Source organism: Leuconostoc sp. UCMA20149 (assembly GCF_030400235.1).
Taxonomy (GTDB): domain Bacteria; phylum Bacillota; class Bacilli; order Lactobacillales; family Lactobacillaceae; genus Leuconostoc; species Leuconostoc pseudomesenteroides.
The window spans coordinates 51,272-71,560 of record NZ_VJYC01000005.1; the positions used below are offsets into that span (position 1 = coordinate 51,272).

Consider the following 20,289-nt stretch of genomic DNA (forward strand, 5'->3'; position numbering starts at 1 on the left):
CTTGCATTTTGGTATAACTACCATGCTTGATGTTAAAGGTCACTTAGACAGGCTGCTAGAGCTTATCAATAAGGGTTACAAAACGATTGTGATTGAGCAATTGGGTGATCTATTCCATTCTAGTCAGATGTGGTCATCGCAGACTTTAAAAGGCACATTGCTTGATGAAGTTAATATGGTACAAGCCGTTGAGGACGCTAAACAGTTCTTTGACGTTTTGGTCACTGCTTCATTAAAAAATAGCACAACGCTTCACATCAAACAAATGGCAGGCAATCATTCGGGCAACATGGAGTACATATTCATGGAGTATTTGAAAGCCAAGTACCCACAGGCGGTTATCCAGAACAACATTAAATTCCGTGATGCTTATTTATTGGATAACGTGGGTATCATGTTAGCTCACGGTGACTTAGCACCTAAGAACTTGCCTATGTTATTTGCTAATGAGTTTGGTGGTGTCTGGTCACTATCACACAGTCGTGAAATCCATAAAGGTCACTTCCACAAGGAAAAGATAGTTGATGAGGGTGGTGTGATTAGTCGACAGCTTGGTACAGTTAAACCAAATGACAATTACGAAATCATGAACGGTTGGACGTTATCTAAGAAAGAGCTATATGCGCTTGAATATGATAGTGACAAGCTAGTTGCCGAGTGGCACGTTTAGGAGAATGATATGATTGAAAAACCACACTATTGGGTCATGACTTTTAATGATAGATATGTTTCTAAGTTGGAGGTGTTACCAAATAAATTCAATGTTGAAGTTTCAAGCAATATTAACGACAGTAAGCTAATGACTCGTGAAGAAGCAGAAGGTCAAATAGTCGATTTTCAAATAAACAACAACAAATTTTTTGGACATAAAATTGGCATTAGAGTTTCAGCGATTGATTTAGATAGCGATATTAGTGATGAAATAGGCATTGATGATTTTGTTCAACATTTCAACCACTTCATTGATGGAAATTCGAAAGACATGTTTGGTGAGCATAGTTCACTAGATTCTCTTAATGAGTACTTAGATGTATCTTTGAGTAAAGCCGCTCGAGAACTTAATCTAACAGAAAAGTCGATTATTAAACTAGTTGATCCTCGTCCTGATTTAAAGATTGATAATTCAGGTCGTGAGCCCAAAATCAGAAAAATATAATTTTTAATCCAACCCACGTCTCTCTAGTAGTATAATTACTACTATTGGAGGCTAGATATGAATAAGAAATGGTTTTGGTTCTTAATGGTAGTTTTGGGAGTTGTTATTTTTGTAGGTGGTCCATTATTGGTTCAGTATACACAGTGGCCACAAGGAACTACTGGTCACGGAGATTGGTTAGGATTTTGGGGTAGTTACTTAGGAATAATTCCCTCTGGTCTGATAGCTTATTTGGTTGCTAAGCAACAAATTGATTCAGAAAGGGCAACATCAGCATTAGCCTATGAAAAAAATTTAAAGGACTCTCGTGTTAGAGAGCTCACGGCAAAAATCGAAGATATATACATTTTGATAGTTGGTGCACAGGTGTATTATGAAAGATTATCACTCAGGCGGTTAGATTTATCTGATAGTATCAATCAAGATTCGAGGAATGTTGTTAATTTATTAAATGAATTTGATGAATACTATTTTTCAGAACTGCAAACTAATATTAGATTAATCAGAAGTAAGTTTGCTAGTTTTTTGATTTTATATAAAGCGATGAATATAAGCGAAGATGAAAACATCAGTAAAAAAAGTAGATTCTATTGATGATAAGCTGCTTAAAATAGAAAATGATTTATATGCCATTCACATGAAAAATGAATTTATGGCAAATCAACAGTTTTCTAGAGTGTCTTTAATAATCAATCCGACTTCAGATGGTACAATTGATGTAAACAAAATTGGTGATAACAAAATTTATACATTATTTATTATGACATTGGGTGAAGAAAAAAATTTGAGAGAAATAGACTTTCCTAATTTCTATGAAATGATACGTGGTAAAGTGTAGGTCAACTAAGCGCATAAGCGCTTTTTATTTTGCAGTGAATGAGGAGAAAAGATGAAAATAAAAGTTGTTAAAGACAAAAGTATACAACTAGAAAACGTCTATGATGGTGTGATAAAAGGATATGACGAAACATATATTTATTTCAATGCACATGAAATGATGAATGTAAAAGAGTTTTATTCTAATCCCGCTAACACTCTTGATGAACGCATTGAAAATAAAAGAATATCAGAAAGGCACCGTTTCTATAAACGATTAGTTAGTATCGTAAATCGATTAAAAAAGTGAGGAGAACGTTATGCAAGTAAGAACATGTAGACAACCCAACTGCCATAACCTAGCACCATTACCTCACTGGTACTGCGAACAACACAGAGCGTTGGAAGAAGAATATTTGAAGTCACGACAGAAGTACAGCCGAACCAACGGCAACAACTATCGCAAACGATACGACAGAGTTAACCGCAATGCTAATGAAGTTAAGCGAGCACAGGTTAAGTTCTATCGCAGTAAGGTATGGCAATCACTAAGACAAGTCGTGTTAGCTAAGCAACATCATCTATGCCAATACTGTTTAACAGAAGGTAGAACGACACCAGCAAAGGTAGTTGACCACAGAGTGCCATTCACGTTTGAACCTAACAGAAGCACAGACATTGATAACCTCGATGTGATTTGTCCTAAGTGTCACTACAAGAAAGACCAATTCGAAGACGAGTACTATGGTTCAAGTGACGGCTTCACTAAGAACAATGTCACACCAATCACAACGGTTAAGCTGATTGATTACTATATGAATCATCTTGACCAGATACCGAAGTAAAGGAGATAGTCACAATGAAAGACATTGAAGAACACGTTACGGTTTGCGAAAGTGAATTAGAAGCAAAGCAATTAGCAACTAAGTTTCATAAATCTCATAGTGAATATAAACGAACAGCCATGGGATTAACTAAGTCAACTGATGAATGTTATACAAGTAGACTGTTTATCTCAGTGAGAAGCAAATCGTCGTTTGATGGCATACACCCAACCAAGTTTGACATTACAGAAAACGCATTGTTGAAGTCAGATTTAAATGAACTTGCATTAGCTTTATATCGTTTGAGGATAGGTGCGCTTATCAATATTAAATCGGTAAACGTTAATCAGCCTAAAATCGTTTCTCAGGCGTTTTAAACATTGCAAGTGTATTGATATTAAATCGTCAGAAAAATACACCCCCGCCCCGTTTAAGGAACAGGGAGAGCGCACACATAGGGCTCGTCTTGTGTCGAAACAACAATTTTCGATTATTTTTTATAGGGGGGTCTTGACAAGGTTAATCTAGCAATGTTAAAGGGTTCTTGACTCAAAAATAGGCTTAAAAGTGGTAGCTAAAGTAACCCTAACTTTTGAAAGGAGGTGGCTGTTTGAGTAAAATTAAAGATTTGCCTGATGAGCCACCCAAGTATCTAACTGGGACGGCTCGTTATATGTGGCGTAGGTTGGTTCCGCTAATTAAATCAGATCCAACTGTTAACGAAATGGATAAAACAATGGTTGAAGCGTTTTGTATCAATTATCAAATGATGAGAACTGCTTATGACCATGTGATTGAAAATAAAGCAGTGACTGCTGCATACAAAACAGTTGTTAATCCAGTGACAGGTGAAGTCATTGGTACTGATTTTGTTGGCTATAAAGTCAATCCGTCAGTTAAAATGTTGGACTCTGCTTCGGTTAAATTAAAAGCGTTAGGCAGTGAGCTTGGGCTAACACCTAAAGGGCGTGCTGAACTGCTTGAACTAAAACTACCAGATCCAGATAGTAAAGTTTCCACAGCTGATTTGATTAAGCAAGCACTAGGAAAGTGAGGTGAGCGATATTAAAATTGATTTAACAAAAACGCATGATGTTATTGGTGCATATCGTTCAATTGATTTCACTCACATTCGAGACAAATATCAAGACCCTGGTACTCGCTATGCTTTTGATGTGTTAGATGGAAAATATGTCACTGGCTATCATATTAAACTTGCTTGTTTTAGACACCTAAGAGATTTGCAACGCCAAGGTGATAAGGACTTTCCATATCACTACTCGCTTGAAGATGTAACAGCGATATTAAACTTTGCGGCGCAATGTCCCGAAGTTAAAACGTTAAAGCCTGTTAAACTAATGGCTTGGCAGAAATTCATTCTTGCTACCTTGATAGGTTGGCGACATTCTGACGGTGATAAGCGCTATGCTAGGGCTATTGTTTCAGTTGCTCGTCATCAGGGCAAGACATACCTAATGGCAATCATCACGGTATATAGTTTCTTGATTGAATCCATTGGTGAAGCTAGCCAAGATTATTTAGTTACTTCAAAAAACTTCAAGCAGACTAGCAAAATACTTTCGTATATCAAAAGTACGCTACGTGTTTTGTTGGAGCAAGAGCCATGGGCTAGTTTAGGCGTTGAAGACGGTATCAATTTAAAGAGTTTGGCTTCCAAGTCAGACTCTATTTTTATGTCAGCAAACAACAACGAACTCAAAGCGATTACTTGGGAATCAGGACAGTATGATGGTTCTCACTTTAAAACAGCAATCGGGGATGAATTTGGTGACCCTGCGTTTTCAGACGTTGATAAGATTTCTAAAATTACATCTGGTCAAGTTGATGTTAACGATAAACAGTTTATTCAAATTTCAACTGCTTATCCTGACGCAACAGTTCCGTTTCATCAAGACGAAAAACGTATTATTACCGCAATGGAACAGGACTGGAAACGAGATGGTGATACTTATTGCTGCTTGATATGGTCGGTTGATGATATCAATGAAACAGAACAACCGGATATGTGGGTAAAAGCTAATCCATTGCTTGACATGCCTGACAAGCATAATAAACTCATGCTTGATTTGAAAACAGAAAAAGACGCCGACCAATTAGCTGGCAACATCTTTTCGTTTCAAAACAAATCGCTAAACATGTGGTTACAATCATCTGCTGACAGCTACGTTTCATTGCAAAGTGTTGAGGAATCAATTACAGATGATTTCGATATCAACGGTCGTGAAGTCTATATCGGCTTTGATTACTCACAGTTTTCAGATAACACAGCCTTTGGCTTTGTATTTCCATATATCAATGATGAGGGTGAAAGTAAGTATTTCTTGTATCAACATTCGTTTATACCTTGGAACCACGCTGGTAGTATTGAGAACAAAGAAAAACAAGATGGTATCAATTATCGTGAGTTGGAAAAACGTGGTTTCTGTACGATTACAGGTCATCAAGACGGTATCATCAATACCGACCAAGTCTATAATTGGCTAGTCGATTTTGTTCAACGCCACAATTTGCAAGTTATCTACTTTGGATATGATGAAGCTGGTTCGTACCAAGTATTAAATATTAAAGACTCATTGATAGCTAACTTTCCAACTTGGCAGGTTGAGAACATTAAGCAATGGCCATCTAACCTAGCTAAGCCAACAAAGTATCTGCAAGACGCTTTTACCACACACAAGATAGCTAGATATGATGACCCTGTTATGGAAAAAGCGTTGTTAAATGCGATTGTCACTAATTCTGCTTATGGTATTTCAGTAGATAAGAACAAAGCTACCCTGAAAATTGATGTGGTTGATGCCTTGATTGATGCTTTATTTCAAGGCATGTATCACTTTGATGAGTATTCTAGCTATAATTCAGAATTTGCTAAGTTTAGTCGCATGAGTGCTGCCGAACAAATACAAGAAGGGTTGCGTAAAGGCGCAATAGATCCGGAGTTTTTAGATGATATTTAAGACAATTTCACGAGTAATTAAGCGCTATTTTGATGTGTTTTGCTACGTTTTAGCAGCAGGTTTCATCAATTATGGCGCTTTTTGTATCTACAAGCCGCTACTGTGGTTTACCTTAGCATTATCATTTGGTGTTACCGGTTGGCTATCAGAATGGCTTAGTGACCAAAAAGAGAAAGGGGGTGATGCTTAATGCCGTTGTTTCATTCTAACTTTAAAATAAGAGACTCAACAGCAACTACTGCTCAACCGGTTGGAATTAGTGATTGGCAAGACGTATTGAGTTTTTTAACGCCGGATAATGGCACGTACATTAGCGCTTGGGACGCTTTGAAAAACCCTGATATACAATCAGCCGTGACACAGTTATCAGGCGACTTAGCGAGTGCTAAATTGCTTGCTGATAAGCCAAGACTGCAAGGCATACTAGACAATCCGTCAAAGGTTGCTAATTCGAGAACGTTTTGGGTAACAATGTTTGCTCAAATGATTTTGGGTGGTGAAGCATTTGCTTATCGTTGGCGTAACACAAATGGTGTTGATGACCATTGGGAATATTTAAGACCGTCACAGGTTCAAACATTTCAACTGTCGGATGGTTCTGGCTTGATTTACACGTTGTCATTTGACGAGCCTAATATTGGAATAATTGACAAAGTTCCGTCAAGTGATATGATTCATCTTCGGTATTTTTCAATGAATGGTATGACTGGAATTAGTCCACTATACTCATTGGTTAATACATTGGATATCAAAAAGAAATCTGATCAACTAACTTTGAGTGCGTTGGCTCAATCAGTTAGTGTTAATAGTACGTTGGAGTTGCCGGGACAGGTTGACGATAAATATGCTATGGCACGTGCCAAAACGTTGATGAAGCAACTACAAACATCTGGCGGCGTTCCGGTTACTTTAATGCCTGGTGAAAAATTAACACCACTTGAAATTAAAAGTAATATTGCTTCATTGCTACAACAAGTTGATTGGACTTCAACACAAATCGCTAAAGCGTTACAAATGCCGGATAGTTATTTGAACGGACAAGGTGACCAACAATCATCAATCGAACAAATTCAAGGTATGTATGGCAACACACTTAATCGTGACATTCAAATGGTGTTAAGCGAACTCAATCAAAAACTTAGTGCTAATATCTCGGCTGACATACGCCATGCGATTGACCCACTTTATGATAGTTACGCTAAATCATTGTTGGGTAGCAAGACACTTGAATCACAACAAATAACTGCCGCACTTAAAGAAGTCGGCTGGTTGTCACCAAACGTGCCGGAACCATCACAAACAGTGGTGGAACAACCGCCGCAGGAAGGAGAAAATGAATGACAAAAACAATTGATGTCAAGGGCGACGTTGTTGATGACCAAACAGCAATGTTTTATCAATGGTTTGACATGGCATGTGTTAATCCATCAAACATTGCTAGTTTATTAGCTAATGGCGACCCGAACGAAGATGTTGTATTAAATGTTGCTTCTGGTGGTGGTGATGTGTTTGCTGCAAGCGAGATTTACACAATGCTACGCCAGTATGCCGGAAAGGTGGTGGTCAATATCCAAGGTCTAGCGGCGAGTGCTGCTAGTGTTATTTCAATGGCGGGTGATACTGTTAATATTTCACCTGCTGCACAAATCATGATTCACCAAGCATCCATTATTTCACAAGGTAACAAAGATGATTTAGAACACCAAGCCGCTGTGCTTGACGGTATTGACCAGTCAATCGCCGCTACTTATGAAGCAAAAACAGGTATGGCGCAAAGCGACTTGCTAAAGTTAATGAGTGACGAAACTTGGCTAACTGCTCAAGACGCAGTCGATAAAGGGTTTGCAGATAACATTATGTTTGTTGATGAAAAACAAGCGGTTGTCACAAATGCCGTATCGCCAATTCCAAGTAAGGCAGCAGTTAATAAGCTGATGAATTTAATTAGTAAAACACAACCGGTTGATAATTCTGGTGATAAAACACCAAAAAATAAACCAGAGAACAACAAGAGCGAGCTTCAAAAGAAGTTGGCTCTTTTATATTAGGAGGAAATTTCATGGATTTAAACACACTAAACAATGCTTGGATTGAAGCCGGTCACAAGGTTGAAGATTTGCAAGCTAAGCAATCAGAAATGGCCGTTGCCTTGGTTGCTGACCCAAATAAGTACACTGACGAAGAAGTGTCAAAGGTTAAAGACGATTTAACCGCTGCTACTAAGTCACGTGACTTTGCCAAAGCTGCGTTTACGGACGCACAAGCAAATGCTGAGGTAATTAAGGATAAGAAACCAAATATTATCACTGGCGAACCAAAAGACAAAGAGAAAAAACAATTTGTTGATACTTTCAAAGATATGTTACGCCACCCTTCACGATATACGGACATGGTTACTTCTGGAACCGATGATGATTCAGCAGCTGGTTTAACTATTCCGAATGACGCACAAACAGCTATTAAGCAGTTGATGCGTCAATACGCTTCACTAGAGTCACTTGTCAATGTTGAAACGGTTGGAACACTTAAAGGAAGCCGCAACATTGAAAAGTTTGGCGCTATTACTCCAGCCACTCGTTTGACTGATCAAAATAGTGATATTCCAGAAGGCGACTATCCAGCTTTGCGTCAAATTTCATACAACATTGGTGACTACGCTGATATTTTCTATGCGCCTAATTCATTGTTAGCCGATTCTGCGGAAAATATTCTTGGCTGGTTGCAACAACATATTGCTCGTAAGAGTGTTGTTACACGTAACGATGCCATTATTTCAATGTTTCCAAAGGCTACTAAAAAGGCAACTCTTGCTAAATTTGATGATGTGTTTGACACAATGTATTCTTTGGATTCAGCCCTACTAAGTGGCTCATCAATTCTAACTAACAAGAGTGGTTTCTTGGCATTGCGTAAGGTTAAAAACGCTATGGGCGATTATCTAATTCAACGTGACGTTACACAATCTGGATCGCAATTTGCTCTTGATGGCCACCCTGTTATTTGGGTTGAAGATACATGGTTACCAGATGTTTCAACAGGAACACACCCATTCTACTTTGGTAATTACAAGGAATTCATCACATTGTTTGATCGTCAAAACATGTCAATTACAACATCAACTCAAACTACTCAAGCCTTTAACCGTAATCAAACCGCCATTCGTTCTATCGAACGCTTTGATACACAGGCAGTCGATACCGAAGCGGTTGTTACAGGTTCATTTACTGCTATTGCTGACCAAACAGCTAACTTTGCGGCTACTGCGAGTAAATAGTCCGAATGTCAGAGGAAACGTGACAACGGACACTACAGCTACTATTGCTGCAAAATAAGGAGGTCTAATGGCTAATAAATTTGATGTTTATAACGATGATACTATCGTAGAGCATGTAGAAAATGAAGGGACTGACGGCTTCACAGACTTAGTTGTTTCTGATTTAACGCCAGATACAACCTATGACAAGTTTTCCGTCGCATATTCTGGCGAAACAGCCAGAACAACAATTCCATCATTTACCACAGCTAAAGCAGCTGCCGTACTGATGACATCGTTCAGTTTAGATAAGACTGCAATTACTGGTAAAGTTGGTGATGTTGTTAAGGTAACATTGTCGGGTATCTTACCTGATAATACTACTAATAAGATTGTTAATATTGGTACATCAGACGCAACCATTGCGACTGCTGTCGATAACGGTGATGGAACATACAACGTTACCTTTGTTAAAGACGGTACTACCGCAGTGCATTGGGTTGCTGCTGATGGCGGAGGTGCAAAGGCAGATTTGCCAGTCACAGTATCTGAACCGGCAGCTGGTTAAATTGAGTTTACTCGCTTAAGAAATAAACAGTTCACGAAAGTGGGCGGGTGTTAGGAGGTTATATGGCAGTTACTTTAGAAGCGTTTAAGACAAGTCAACGTGTTGATAATGATGAAGATGATAGTTTAATCAATGGTTATTTGAGCGCCGCTAAAAGCTTTGCAATCAACGCTATTGGTGCTGATGATACTGCGAACACTTTTTATAGCAGAGATGATGTTACTGATTTGTTCGATACATTGGTTCAGGCGCTTTCCGGTGCTTATTATCAACAGCGGTCTGCTTTGTCTGCTACTACTGTTGTGCCAGTGTCGTTAGTCTCTGATTCAATTATCAACCAACTAAGAGCAATGTGGGACGAGTGGCAGTTGTCTATGGAGGATTAGTTATGAAAATAAATCCTTATGACTTGAACAAGCGTGGCTCATTCGGTGCCGTTCGTCAAGTGCAAAACGATAAGACGGATGGTTACGAAGACAAGTTTGTTCCAGACTTCAAGCGTTGGTATGGCGTTAGAACTCGTACCATGAACCAAACTTATCAAGTTTATGGAACGGACTTGCAAGATACGGTAGATATCGTTATTCGACATGACGATAGTATTAAGCCACCTTTGATGTTTCAATCTAGCGACGGATTGCAATACGATATTGTTTCCAGTTCACCAGATGATACTGGCGCTTTGAACGCCTTTGATATTTTGACCTTGAAGCAAGTAACGCGCAAGGGGGCAAAGAATGGCTAGTGAATTAACCATAGGTGGATTAGACGAATGGGCTGATAATTTGGAAATGGCTTATGATCTGACCGTAGAAGAACAGGCACGTATTACTCTGGCTGGTGCTAAGGTTCTGGAAAAGAACATGAAAGCATACATCAAAGACCAACATTATCAAAATAGGAAGACAGGCGAAGACCCACACCTTGCCGATAGTGTTAAATCACAAGGCAAAAACGTTGATGGTGCCGTTGATGGTACATCCGTTGTCGGTTTTCCAGATGAAAAAGCATATATTGCAAACTTTATTTCTGGTGGTACAAAGCATGTCATCTATGATTCTAGTAAATTTCATGGAAAAAGTGCACGCACTGACAGTAAAGGCAATGATTATATACGAGGCGGCCGCAGAGCTGTCACTGGTGATGACTTTTTAGACAAGGTTCGTAACGCTTCATTGCCTGAAATATTTGAAGCAGAAGACGCAGAGTATCACAAAATTCTCAAAGAGAAAGGGGTTGATATCTAATGACTGTTTCAGGTGACGCAGCCACCCTTATCAACGCTGCTAAATACAGTTGGTTAGATAACGTTTACAAGGGATATATTCCTAAAGCGCATCTAAACGACACAGATTCAACAGACTGTTTAATAACAGAAAACGTCAATACGCCAGTAACGTTTGGCAATGATGACTTTTCAGAAATGCAACAAGGTGTAGCTATACATCTTTTTTATTCGCAATCGTTTGGTGATGATCCAGATGAATGTGAAGTATTGCTGATGAAGTTATTCATGTCAAATGGTTGGGTGATTGACAATTCAGACGCACGGTATGTTAGTCCAGATACAGGCCAATCTACCAAAGTGCTTTATGTATCGCATAAGAAAATAATAGGAGACTAGTTCATGTCAGTAGGTTTAAGATTAGTTCAATATGCAATAGTTGATGACTCACGCAAACTAATTGCAGATGCAGTTAAAGGTTTATCAGCGGACGGAGTTTATGCAGCCGATAAAGGTGTCATTAGTGCCAAAACAGCTAATATAACAGGGATTGAAGCGGCGCCAACGAAGGTTTATGGTAACAACAAAGCTGTTGATTTGCAGCACTCAAAAGGTGACGTTTCAGTGGCTCTTGACTTTAACAAGTTGCCTCAAGATATTTTGAACAAACTGTTGGGTCGTGTTTCTGATGGCAAAGGTGGCTACACAAAAGGCGATAAACCTAACGTTGCAATGCTTATCACATCAGATGACATTGATAGCAATGATCAAATTTATTATGGATTCGGTTTTGGCCAACTTGTTCGCCCTAGCTTGAATAACGGAACGAACACTAACGCAGAAACACGTGCAGATGATGCTTTGACTTACTCTGCCTTGGACGTTGATGAATGGGGTGATTCTATCAAAACTTGGTATTCAGGTGATGCTAATTTTGATAAGGCCGCAATGCTCAAAGATGTGTTTGGCGGTTATGTCGCACCGAGTAGCAACTAATCCAACAGTTAACAGTGTTACCGCTACCGATACAACAGCAACGGTAAACGTTCATTAACAAAAAATACACCCGAAAGGGCGTTCTTAAAGGCTATTTAGTATTTCTCCCCTAGATAGTCGTTAAGAGCGCTTTTTAATTGCTCACAAAAGGAGAAAAAACATGGAAATCACAATTAAAGAACCAAAGTTGAATAACAAAGAGTTTACTTTTACGGACTCTGTACGTAATCAAAAACTAATTACAAAAATGATGAGAGATGGCTATAAAGAACGAGTTGACGCTCAAGATAATGAACAGCCAGAAGTTGATGAAACAAAACTCACTGCCGAAGAAATCATTGATTTGGAACAAAAGCGAATTGAGAGCCAGATTCAAAATTGGGACGACCAATTGAAGAAAATTGACTCAATCATCAATGTATTTGCTACCATTTTCAATTTGAAAGGCAAGCAAAAAGAGATTTTGGAAAACTTGTCATTCAACGACCTTGGCGAATTGTTAGCGCATGTTTCTGTTTTGATTAACAACCCAGCTATTTCAGAAGAAACCTATTGGGAATTGATGAAAGCAGGTGAATCAAAAAAATCACAGCCCGTCGAGGGCTAATGCAATACGAAAACCAATTAACGGACTTACTTTTATTTGAAAAAGATTGTCTGATTAACTTGGGAATGTCTTTAAATGAAATTGAAAATACAAGCTTTTACGATTTAATTGAAGTTTTGAACTCTAAGAAAGAGGACAAGCTAGATGATCCATTAGCATTGTTTAATTCAGTCAATAGGAGGTAATACATGGCAGACATTAGCAGAAATGCAGCAAACAAGGTGTCATTAGACACTGCCGAAGCGGTACAGTCAGTAAAATCATTAAAGGCTGAAATACAATCGAATACTGCTGCATGGAAAGCACAATCTGCCACACTAAAAGCAGCCGGTGATGATTTAGCGTCTATCAAGTCTAAATATGATGGTTTAGCAGGAACGGTTGACAAGCAAAAGACTTTGGTTAGCTCTTTGAAGTCACAAATGGACGAAGAAGCCAAGTCTACTAGCAAAAATTCAGAAGAATACGCAAAGTTAGAACGTCAATACAACACCGCTACAACAAAGTTGGTTTCATTAGTTAGCCAGCAGGAAAAGGCTAAAGCTGCTTATGACTTACAAACAACTGGCATTACTAGTGTCAATAAGGCGATTAAGGATAATGATGAATTAACCAGAGTCCAAGTTGAACGGTTGCGTGCAGAGGGAAAAGAAACAGAAGCCAACGCTCGCGAAAAACAAGGTTTGGCTGAAAAGGTTAAATTAACCAGCGACCTTTATCAAAAGCAAGAAGAACGTTTGAAATCTTTGACGAGTGCCGAAGAAAAAGACGAATCTGCAATCAAAAATCAAACGTTAGCTTTGGAACGTACCGGAACTGCTCTGGCAAGAACAAAAACCAGTATGAAAGAGGTTGGAACTGCCACTCAAGAAGCAACCAATGAATCACGCTGGTCTAAGTTTTCGAATGGAATTGATAAGGCGAACGGCGGACTAGCAACAACACACACACGCCTATTACGCTTAATCGGTGTTGATATTGTAGCTCGTGGTACCATATCCGCTATATCGCAAGTCAAAAATGGAATTCATAGTTTAATTGAAGAAGGAGCCGAGTACAACAAAGAGCAGCAGGTAATGGTTGCGACTTGGAATACATTGACTGGTAGCGCTGATAAAGGTCAGGCTATGGTTGATAGTGTCAATAAGATTAGTACCGCTTTTGGCCAATCATCAGACTTAACAAATGAACTGGAGCAACAGTTTTATCACGTATTCAACCAACAAGCGCCAACAGATCAGTTAACAAAGTCAATCCTAACTATGGCCGATACAATCGGTATGACAGCTGATGATACCCAACGATTAGGTTTGAATTTCACTCACATGATGACATCAACCAAGCTACAACTTGGCGATTTCAACATGATTACCGATCAACTGCCTATGTACGGTGAAAAGCTGTTAGAGTTTGAGCAACAACAGCAGAAAAACCATAACCTGACAATGGCACAGTTACGTGACCAGATGTCAGCCGGTAAAATCAGCGCAAAAGATGCCGAAGCTGTCATGAATGAGTTAGGTGAAAAATACGCCAAGGCTTCTGAAAACATGATGAGTACCACAGCTGGTATGGAACGTGTTATTTCTGCACGTGGTGCTGCGTTAGCCGGTGCACTTACAAAGCCTATTATGGAAGCAAAGAACCCTATATTTGGTGCAGTATCTAAATGGGTTAGTGATAAAAGCACAGAAGCTGAATTTACGAAAGTTGGAGAAGCTGTTAGCAAGTCTTTTGACAGCATTACAACCGCTTTTGGAAAAGAATTTAAATCAACCGACTTCACTAATGGTGCTAATCAGTTCATGGACGGCTTGGCCAAAGATACAGAACGCTTTGGTACTTATATTGCAGCACACGCGAATGATATAACCAACTTCTTTAAAATGACTAAGGAATTAGGTGGTGCTGGTTTTGGAGTCATGGGTTCCACACTAAAAATAGCACTGCCCTTGTTAGAAGAACTTGGAGAATTTGCAGAAAAGCACCCCCAACAGTTTAAAGTTATGGCTGCTTCAATTATTGGTGTTGATCTAGCTTTTAAAGGTGTTGTGGGGACTGTTAAATTAGTGAACAGTACACTCAATACCTTTAATACTATCAAAGATGGTATTAAGTGGGCTACCAATGTATTTGGTATCAAATCTGAAACAAAAGCTTTGCAAGAGCAAAACGCCGTTTTGATGGAAAACAATGCCTTGTCTTCTGGTGGTGGATCAATTGGAAAAATCGGTAAAGGTGTTTCTGCCGCTGAAACGGTAGCTGGAGATGTTGCTAGTGTTGGCAGTCGTGCTTCAGGAGCAGGCGGTGCATTAGCAAAAGATGCTGGAATGCTATCAAAGCTGAAAAGCTTGACCGGTGCTGGTAAAGTTGCTGTTGGTGCTACTGGTTTATTGAGTGTTTTAGGTGCTTCCACAGACCTGATAGGGATTAACTCAAAAAACGCAGGTGGTAAAGTTGGCTCATTCGGTGGTAACTTAGCCGGTGGTGCAGCCGGTGCAGCGATCGGAACGGCGATATTACCTGGTATCGGAACTGCTATTGGTGCAGGGATTGGTTCGATAGGTGGCGATAAAATTGGTGAAATGCTCGGTAAAAGCATTCAAAAAGGACTATCCAAAACAAAGCTTAAAGTCCCTGAAATTAGCAGTAAGTCATCATACGACAAGTTAAATCAAGCGGCTAAAAAGTATTACAGCGACAAGCAAAAGCAAGATACTGCTGATATTAAGTTGCTCTATAAAAATGGCGATTTAACCAAAGCTGAATATGAAAAGCGTTTAGCCGCTATTCAAAAAGAGGGTAGTCAAGCCACAAAGATTGAGAAATTAAGCCAGTCAGATAGAACTGCGCTCACGAAGTATTATGCACAGCAACGTGCTGCACTTGAAACTAAATGGAACAAGCAAAAAGAGTCTGACGGTGCAAAATGGGACAAAAAGATTGCGCAAGACGCTGCTAAGTATGGTGAAAATTCTGTTCAAGTCCAACGTGACTACAAGAAAAAAGAGCAAGCGTTAGCCGAAGACGACCGCAAGAAAAAGTCAGCAATCAACAAATTGACAGTTAAGGACGCAACGAAAACTACGGTAGCCGAAGCTAAGTTACACACAACCCTATCTGGTAAAATTCAACTTGCTTCTAACAAGCAAACTGAAATATTGTCAAAATTGACTAAGGATAAAGGAAAGTTAAGCAACAAACAACTTCAAGATGCTGTTAACGACGCTCAAAAAGAATATAAGCAAACGGTGTCACTTGCAGATAAAAAGCGCGACGGTATTTTCAAAGCAGCGTTAAAGCAATACGACCAAGTAACAAAGGCTGCTGAACGTCAAAGAAAAGAGGTTATCAAAGCAGCCGATGACCAATATGATGATACCGTAAAGGCAGCAAACAACCAGTACAAAGGAAATTCAAAGTGGGCTGAAGAGCAACGTAAAGCAGTAATTGATAAGGCTAAAGACCAAAAAGATAAGGCTACTAAATCTGCTTGGGATCAATATAACGGTGTTGTTGATAAGGCACAAAAGCAACAAAATGATACTGATAATGCTGCCAGAACGCAACACGACAAGACAATAGCTCACGCTAATGACCAAAAGAGCCAAATTGTTAGTGCTGCTAAAGACCAGTCTCATGGTGTGGTGAGTCATGCGGTTAATCAGGCTAACAGTTCAATGGAAGCATCATCAAAGCAAGGCGGTGGCTTGCAAGGTATTTGGGACGGAATCGCAAAGTTCTTTAACAGCTTGACTAAGCCGTTTGGTGTCAAGGGCATTAGCACTGATGGTCAAAAGTACAACTATCAAGCTATGGCTATGCCTGCTTATTCAGTAGGTACAGGGTTCAACAGAGCCAGCCGTGCATTGGTAGGTGAAGCCGGCGTTGAAGCAAGGTACCAACCTTATTCTGGAAAGATTGATTTTCTAGGTACTAACGGTGCTCAAGTTGTGAATTTGAATCCAGGCGATCAGATATTGAACGCTAAAGATACTGCTAAATTGTTTAGCGGTGGTTTAGGCAAGACAATGCCCGGTTACGCAAAAGGTACGACTGACATAACGTCCTTCATTAGTTCAATCGCAAAGGGTGCTTCAAACGTTTGGGACGATGTTTCTGACGCTGCTAAGGACGCTTTGGATAAAATAACCGACCCAGTCAAGACATTAGAGGGCATTGCTGAAAAGGCATTTAACATCAATTCAATTAGTGGTGTTGGTGATGTTGGTCACAGTGTTTCAAAAGGTATGGTTGACAGTAGTATTAAAGGTATCGCTGATTTTCTAAGTAAGATGATTAGTAGCGCTAAGAAGTCAAGCAGTGACGGCGGAGGTGGTAAAGGCGCACCATCTGGTTCCGGTGTCACACGTTGGACTGACCAAGTTAAAGACGCTTTGAAAGCCAACGGACTAAGCACCAGTTCTGATATGGTCAATAAAGTTCTCCGTCAGATTCAAACGGAATCAGGTGGTAATGAAAAGGCTGTTCAGGGCAACATTGGTGATGTTAACAATGCATCGGGTGACTTGGCTAAAGGTTTGATGCAAACCATATCGTCTACATTCAATGCCAATAAGTTCCCTGGTCATGGAAATATCTTTAATGGATATGACAATCTACTTGCTGCTTTAAATTATGCAAAAAAGACTTATGGATCATCATTGAGCTATTTGGGTCAAGGACATGGTTATGCTAACGGTGGTATTGCAACAGTGCCATCAATATTCGGTGAAGATGGACCAGAGATTGCTATTCCGTTGTCACAATCAAAACAGCCTAGAGCACAAGAGTTACTTTCAGAAGCCACACAGAGAATTAATGGTACACCAGTAACAACTGACAATTCAAAGGTTGAAGCGTTGCTTACACAGAATAATCAACTGATGAATACGTTAAGTTCGTTAGTCGGTGCCATTCTGGGTGAAACTCAAAAGGCTCATGAACCATTGTCAACAAACGCTCTGAATAACGTGGCTAGAACGTTACAAAATCGACAAAATAGATTAGCTAATTAAACAAAAGAACTCGCCATTGAAACGCACAATACCACTATGGGGCGGGTTTTAGAAGGGAGATATCAATGTTTAAATTGACAAACGCCAGAGGTGAGACGGTTGATATTAACACACCTAGTTTGCGTTCGTATACGCCGACAGGACTTGGATTACAAATCACCAATTCATATAGTCCGTACGAAACTTATTTTATTCCAACTAAGTCAGTGCTTAGTCAAGGCATCATGCAGGTTTATATGAAATTTGGTGACATTGAAAGTCAATCGTATCAATCGTTTTCTGATTTTGCACAATTTTTGGCTTATCAACCTTATACTTTGGAATATGATTTTGATGACAATACTTATTATCGTAACGCACGTTTGCAATCATTAACCAAGACTGAAATAGGTGGTAGCACGATTGATGCCTTTGATAGGTTAAACGAAATATTCACTCTAGAATTCATCAACAACTGGTATAACAACAAGACAGCGGAATACAAGAGTTATGATCCTGACCCTAATTTAGGACAATACGCCAAAATATATAGCTATACCTATCAACCTTATTATGTCTATCAAGAAAGTAGTCGACCATCAAATGAAAAAGTCATGTCGCTTAATAATAAGTCACAATATTTTGGACTACAAAGTGGCTCGCCTAGTATTATTACAGTCAAGGGACCGTGTTCAGTTAATCCAACTTGGACGGTTGTTCAAAAAGGAAATGTGGTAGCGACTGATGGTTTTGTGTTGACACTAACAGATAATCAAAAGTTAGTCGTGAGTTCTTATCCAGAAGACCAGTACGCTAGGCTATATAATCCTGATGGTAGTTACGTTGATGTGTCCCAATTACAGGACTATACTAAGACTAACTTTGTGCAAATTCCAGAGGGTGAATCAACTGTATTGTTCTATTTAGATGCCGATTCTGATGTAAATATCACGTTCAAAGAAGAGAGGTTACTGGTATGAGTTTATCTTTACAAGCAACTATCTTTAAGGGCACTGATTTAACGATTAGAGGGACTTATCCATTGTTAACTTATGACTTACAGATGGATAATTTGAGTAACGCTACGTCTACTTTTGTTATAGCTGATAATGGCACAAGTTTGTTAGGCGATTACATTGCAATTGAAATAGCCAACACTAAAACACTCCTATATTACGGACAATTAACAGCAGTGGATATGGCTGGAGATACCAATCAGAATACCTTAACGGCTTGTTATATTTGGAATGTTCTAAATGGTGAAATTGTGGTTGGCAATAAGTCAGGGACAAGCTATGAAACGCATATCATCAATCTATTAAAGGGCTATATTAACTCAACAGCTACAACCAATATTTTAGGACGTTCAATCACTAACTCAACTAATACAGCGTTTGCAGTCACTAGTTCTGATGGTAACAACACCAGTAATTTTATTGATTATTTGATTCGCGGTTTCAAGCTACACAATGTGGTACTAACAGTTAAGGATATTGCAAAGGGGACATCAAACGGTGTGCCTTTTTATTATCCAGAAATTGACATTCATCAAGTGACTGATACGTGGAATTTTAAGAATAATAAATATGATTTTACGGGTTGGACCGTTTCTGATAGTCGTGGGTTGCGTGGCTATAACAATGAGTTGTGGATCGTGGATAAAGCTTCTACCAATATGGAAGCACCGTCAATCATTGCCCGCTATTGGCTACAAACAGATGGGACAGTAGTTAAATCGTTAAATTCAAATGTTGTGCAACCAACACAAGTACATGTGTATTTGTACGATAAAACAGCAACTGACAACCCAACCAATGACTCAATTGCTCAAACTGAATTATCAGGTAACAGCTATAGCCACAACATTCAATTTTCAATGCCGATTGATAACAATTTTATGCCTTTAGACAAGGTTAAGTTGGGGCTTCAATCAAATATTTATTACAATCAAACATCTTATAAGTCAGTTTTATCAGCTTATTCATTGAACAGTGATAGTGATACAATTTCACTCACATTTGGTAATTTGCGCTTTGGTAAGGCTGACTTATTTGGTACTGATAATTAAGGAGGAACTATGGCAATCACAATGTATCAATCAGACCGTAACACGGTCAGTCCGGCTAATGATGCAAGTTTATACACCGCCATCACGAACGGGCAATCAGTTATTTTACCCAGAGGGAATAACTTTAATATCACAGTTAATGGTTTGGTAGCAACTATAGGAACTGGTCAAGCAATTATTCAAGGGCGGTTAATCGAAATTACACAACCCGAAACTTTGACTTTACCTGCTAATTCAAGTGGTTATATTGCCATTGTCGTTGATTTAACAAAAACAAACGATGTTTCAGGCAGTGCGGGAACACCAAGCTATTCTGTGAAAGTCAATCAGGTTTATTTAGCAGCAGTCACAGGGACTTTAACGCAAGATGATTTGAATAATGGTGGCTTTGTTAATGAAATGGCGATTGCTAAATTCACAACGACCACGACAACAGCAACTACTACTGTACAACAAAACCTGATGTTCGATACAGGTTGGCAAAGTCTGCCATTAGCAAGTGGTAATAGTTTTGTGGCGAGTGACAGTTATGCTCAATTCCGCCTGCTCAATAATGTTGTTTACGTCAGGATTAAAGGACTTAACGTTTCAAAGTCAACTAATGGTAACCAAGTGGGCACGCTAACGCCACTATTCTCTCCTGACGTCCCTATGTATGTCGCTGCTCATACTTACTCCTCATCTGCTGTTAATATTGTTGGTTTAAATGTTCAGGCAAGCGGATTTATGTTTGTGGACTTCACAGGTTCAAATACTCGTGGGAACTTTAACGCGAACTTTAATTATCCTTTGGAATAGGAG

General features: G+C 39.2%; 24 protein-coding genes. All 24 read left to right on the forward strand.

Features of this window, described 5'->3' with window-relative positions:
- Positions 1-22 precede the first annotated feature (22 nt).
- Positions 23-670, forward strand: a complete 648-nt coding sequence (locus FF105_RS05705) for a hypothetical protein (protein WP_290046427.1) — start codon at positions 23-25, stop codon at positions 668-670.
- 9 nt (positions 671-679) lie between these two features.
- A complete protein-coding gene (locus tag FF105_RS05710) occupies positions 680-1,156 on the forward strand; it encodes a hypothetical protein (protein ID WP_290046428.1) in 477 nt (158 codons plus the stop codon).
- A gap of 57 nt (positions 1,157-1,213) precedes the next feature.
- Positions 1,214-1,750 carry a hypothetical protein gene (locus tag FF105_RS05715; protein WP_290046429.1) on the forward strand — a complete coding sequence of 179 codons (537 nt, stop codon included), beginning with the start codon at positions 1,214-1,216 and terminating at the stop codon, positions 1,748-1,750.
- Positions 1,716-1,994, forward strand: coding sequence for a hypothetical protein (locus FF105_RS05720; RefSeq protein ID WP_290046430.1), 279 nt, complete (start codon positions 1,716-1,718; stop codon positions 1,992-1,994). The genes FF105_RS05715 and FF105_RS05720 overlap by 35 nt, the downstream gene beginning before the upstream one ends.
- 51 nt (positions 1,995-2,045) lie before the next feature.
- On the forward strand, positions 2,046-2,282 hold the full coding sequence (locus FF105_RS05725) for a hypothetical protein (protein WP_290046431.1): 237 nt from the start codon (positions 2,046-2,048) through the stop codon (positions 2,280-2,282).
- Positions 2,283-2,292: 10 nt separating this feature from the next.
- Positions 2,293-2,817, forward strand: coding sequence for an HNH endonuclease (locus FF105_RS05730; protein ID WP_290046432.1), 525 nt, complete (start codon positions 2,293-2,295; stop codon positions 2,815-2,817).
- A 14-nt stretch (positions 2,818-2,831) separates the two neighbouring features.
- Positions 2,832-3,173, forward strand: a complete 342-nt coding sequence (locus FF105_RS05735; RefSeq protein WP_290046433.1) for a hypothetical protein — start codon at positions 2,832-2,834, stop codon at positions 3,171-3,173.
- Positions 3,174-3,406: 233 nt separating this feature from the next.
- Positions 3,407-3,850 carry a phage terminase small subunit P27 family gene (locus FF105_RS05740; protein WP_290046434.1) on the forward strand — a complete coding sequence of 148 codons (444 nt, stop codon included), beginning with the start codon at positions 3,407-3,409 and terminating at the stop codon, positions 3,848-3,850.
- Between the two features lies 1 nt (position 3,851).
- Entirely contained in the window at positions 3,852-5,774 is a 1,923-nt protein-coding gene (locus FF105_RS05745; RefSeq protein WP_290046435.1) for a terminase large subunit, read from the forward strand.
- Positions 5,764-5,964 carry a DUF1056 family protein gene (locus tag FF105_RS05750; RefSeq protein ID WP_188352891.1) on the forward strand — a complete coding sequence of 67 codons (201 nt, stop codon included), beginning with the start codon at positions 5,764-5,766 and terminating at the stop codon, positions 5,962-5,964. The genes FF105_RS05745 and FF105_RS05750 overlap by 11 nt, the downstream gene beginning before the upstream one ends.
- Positions 5,964-7,115 carry a phage portal protein gene (locus FF105_RS05755; protein ID WP_290046436.1) on the forward strand — a complete coding sequence of 384 codons (1,152 nt, stop codon included), beginning with the start codon at positions 5,964-5,966 and terminating at the stop codon, positions 7,113-7,115. The genes FF105_RS05750 and FF105_RS05755 overlap by 1 nt, the downstream gene beginning before the upstream one ends.
- Entirely contained in the window at positions 7,112-7,822 is a 711-nt protein-coding gene (locus tag FF105_RS05760; protein ID WP_290046437.1) for a head maturation protease, ClpP-related, read from the forward strand. The genes FF105_RS05755 and FF105_RS05760 overlap by 4 nt, the downstream gene beginning before the upstream one ends.
- An 11-nt stretch (positions 7,823-7,833) precedes the next feature.
- Entirely contained in the window at positions 7,834-9,048 is a 1,215-nt protein-coding gene (locus FF105_RS05765; protein ID WP_290046438.1) for a phage major capsid protein, read from the forward strand.
- Between the two features lie 67 nt (positions 9,049-9,115).
- Entirely contained in the window at positions 9,116-9,595 is a 480-nt protein-coding gene (locus FF105_RS05770; protein ID WP_290046439.1) for a head protein, read from the forward strand.
- A 62-nt stretch (positions 9,596-9,657) separates the two neighbouring features.
- Positions 9,658-9,981 (forward strand): head-tail connector protein, encoded by a 324-nt coding sequence (locus FF105_RS05775; protein WP_290046440.1) that lies wholly within the window; start codon positions 9,658-9,660, stop codon positions 9,979-9,981.
- Between the two features lie 2 nt (positions 9,982-9,983).
- Positions 9,984-10,340, forward strand: a complete 357-nt coding sequence (locus FF105_RS05780; RefSeq protein ID WP_290046441.1) for a phage head closure protein — start codon at positions 9,984-9,986, stop codon at positions 10,338-10,340.
- Complete coding sequence (locus FF105_RS05785; RefSeq protein WP_290046442.1) at positions 10,333-10,842, forward strand: HK97 gp10 family phage protein; 510 nt, start codon at positions 10,333-10,335, stop codon at positions 10,840-10,842. The genes FF105_RS05780 and FF105_RS05785 overlap by 8 nt, the downstream gene beginning before the upstream one ends.
- The gene (locus tag FF105_RS05790; RefSeq protein ID WP_290046443.1) at positions 10,842-11,219 is read left to right on the forward strand and encodes a DUF806 family protein; all 378 of its coding nucleotides are present in this window, start codon (positions 10,842-10,844) and stop codon (positions 11,217-11,219) included. Before FF105_RS05785 ends, FF105_RS05790 begins: the two co-directional genes overlap by 1 nt.
- A 3-nt stretch (positions 11,220-11,222) precedes the next feature.
- Positions 11,223-11,816 carry a phage tail protein gene (locus FF105_RS05795; protein ID WP_290046444.1) on the forward strand — a complete coding sequence of 198 codons (594 nt, stop codon included), beginning with the start codon at positions 11,223-11,225 and terminating at the stop codon, positions 11,814-11,816.
- Between the two features lie 160 nt (positions 11,817-11,976).
- Positions 11,977-12,423, forward strand: coding sequence for a hypothetical protein (locus tag FF105_RS05800; RefSeq protein ID WP_290046445.1), 447 nt, complete (start codon positions 11,977-11,979; stop codon positions 12,421-12,423).
- Between the two features lie 188 nt (positions 12,424-12,611).
- Entirely contained in the window at positions 12,612-17,441 is a 4,830-nt protein-coding gene (locus FF105_RS05805) for a tape measure protein (RefSeq protein ID WP_290046446.1), read from the forward strand.
- 65 nt (positions 17,442-17,506) lie between these two features.
- Positions 17,507-18,400, forward strand: coding sequence for a phage distal tail protein domain-containing protein (locus tag FF105_RS05810; RefSeq protein ID WP_290046447.1), 894 nt, complete (start codon positions 17,507-17,509; stop codon positions 18,398-18,400).
- A complete protein-coding gene (locus tag FF105_RS05815; protein ID WP_290046448.1) occupies positions 18,397-19,488 on the forward strand; it encodes a hypothetical protein in 1,092 nt (363 codons plus the stop codon). Before FF105_RS05810 ends, FF105_RS05815 begins: the two co-directional genes overlap by 4 nt.
- A 9-nt stretch (positions 19,489-19,497) precedes the next feature.
- Positions 19,498-20,286 (forward strand): hypothetical protein, encoded by a 789-nt coding sequence (locus FF105_RS05820; protein WP_290046449.1) that lies wholly within the window; start codon positions 19,498-19,500, stop codon positions 20,284-20,286.
- The last annotated feature ends 3 nt before the right edge of the window (positions 20,287-20,289 follow it).

Coding starts and splice junctions, on each gene's coding strand:
- FF105_RS05815 (WP_290046448.1), top strand. CDS start 18,397: ATGAGTTTATCTTTACAAGCAACTATCTTTAAGGGCACTGATTTAACG.
- FF105_RS05780 (WP_290046441.1), top strand. CDS start 9,984: ATGAAAATAAATCCTTATGACTTGAACAAGCGTGGCTCATTCGGTGCC.
- FF105_RS05755 (WP_290046436.1), top strand. CDS start 5,964: ATGCCGTTGTTTCATTCTAACTTTAAAATAAGAGACTCAACAGCAACT.
- FF105_RS05775 (WP_290046440.1), top strand. CDS start 9,658: ATGGCAGTTACTTTAGAAGCGTTTAAGACAAGTCAACGTGTTGATAAT.
- FF105_RS05805 (WP_290046446.1), top strand. CDS start 12,612: ATGGCAGACATTAGCAGAAATGCAGCAAACAAGGTGTCATTAGACACT.
- FF105_RS05800 (WP_290046445.1), top strand. CDS start 11,977: ATGGAAATCACAATTAAAGAACCAAAGTTGAATAACAAAGAGTTTACT.
- FF105_RS05710 (WP_290046428.1), top strand. CDS start 680: ATGATTGAAAAACCACACTATTGGGTCATGACTTTTAATGATAGATAT.
- FF105_RS05790 (WP_290046443.1), top strand. CDS start 10,842: ATGACTGTTTCAGGTGACGCAGCCACCCTTATCAACGCTGCTAAATAC.
- FF105_RS05820 (WP_290046449.1), top strand. CDS start 19,498: ATGGCAATCACAATGTATCAATCAGACCGTAACACGGTCAGTCCGGCT.
- FF105_RS05705 (WP_290046427.1), top strand. CDS start 23: ATGCTTGATGTTAAAGGTCACTTAGACAGGCTGCTAGAGCTTATCAAT.
- FF105_RS05760 (WP_290046437.1), top strand. CDS start 7,112: ATGACAAAAACAATTGATGTCAAGGGCGACGTTGTTGATGACCAAACA.
- FF105_RS05765 (WP_290046438.1), top strand. CDS start 7,834: ATGGATTTAAACACACTAAACAATGCTTGGATTGAAGCCGGTCACAAG.
- FF105_RS05795 (WP_290046444.1), top strand. CDS start 11,223: ATGTCAGTAGGTTTAAGATTAGTTCAATATGCAATAGTTGATGACTCA.
- FF105_RS05715 (WP_290046429.1), top strand. CDS start 1,214: ATGAATAAGAAATGGTTTTGGTTCTTAATGGTAGTTTTGGGAGTTGTT.
- FF105_RS05720 (WP_290046430.1), top strand. CDS start 1,716: ATGAAAACATCAGTAAAAAAAGTAGATTCTATTGATGATAAGCTGCTT.
- FF105_RS05785 (WP_290046442.1), top strand. CDS start 10,333: ATGGCTAGTGAATTAACCATAGGTGGATTAGACGAATGGGCTGATAAT.
- FF105_RS05730 (WP_290046432.1), top strand. CDS start 2,293: ATGCAAGTAAGAACATGTAGACAACCCAACTGCCATAACCTAGCACCA.
- FF105_RS05770 (WP_290046439.1), top strand. CDS start 9,116: ATGGCTAATAAATTTGATGTTTATAACGATGATACTATCGTAGAGCAT.
- FF105_RS05735 (WP_290046433.1), top strand. CDS start 2,832: ATGAAAGACATTGAAGAACACGTTACGGTTTGCGAAAGTGAATTAGAA.
- FF105_RS05725 (WP_290046431.1), top strand. CDS start 2,046: ATGAAAATAAAAGTTGTTAAAGACAAAAGTATACAACTAGAAAACGTC.
- FF105_RS05810 (WP_290046447.1), top strand. CDS start 17,507: ATGTTTAAATTGACAAACGCCAGAGGTGAGACGGTTGATATTAACACA.
- FF105_RS05750 (WP_188352891.1), top strand. CDS start 5,764: ATGATATTTAAGACAATTTCACGAGTAATTAAGCGCTATTTTGATGTG.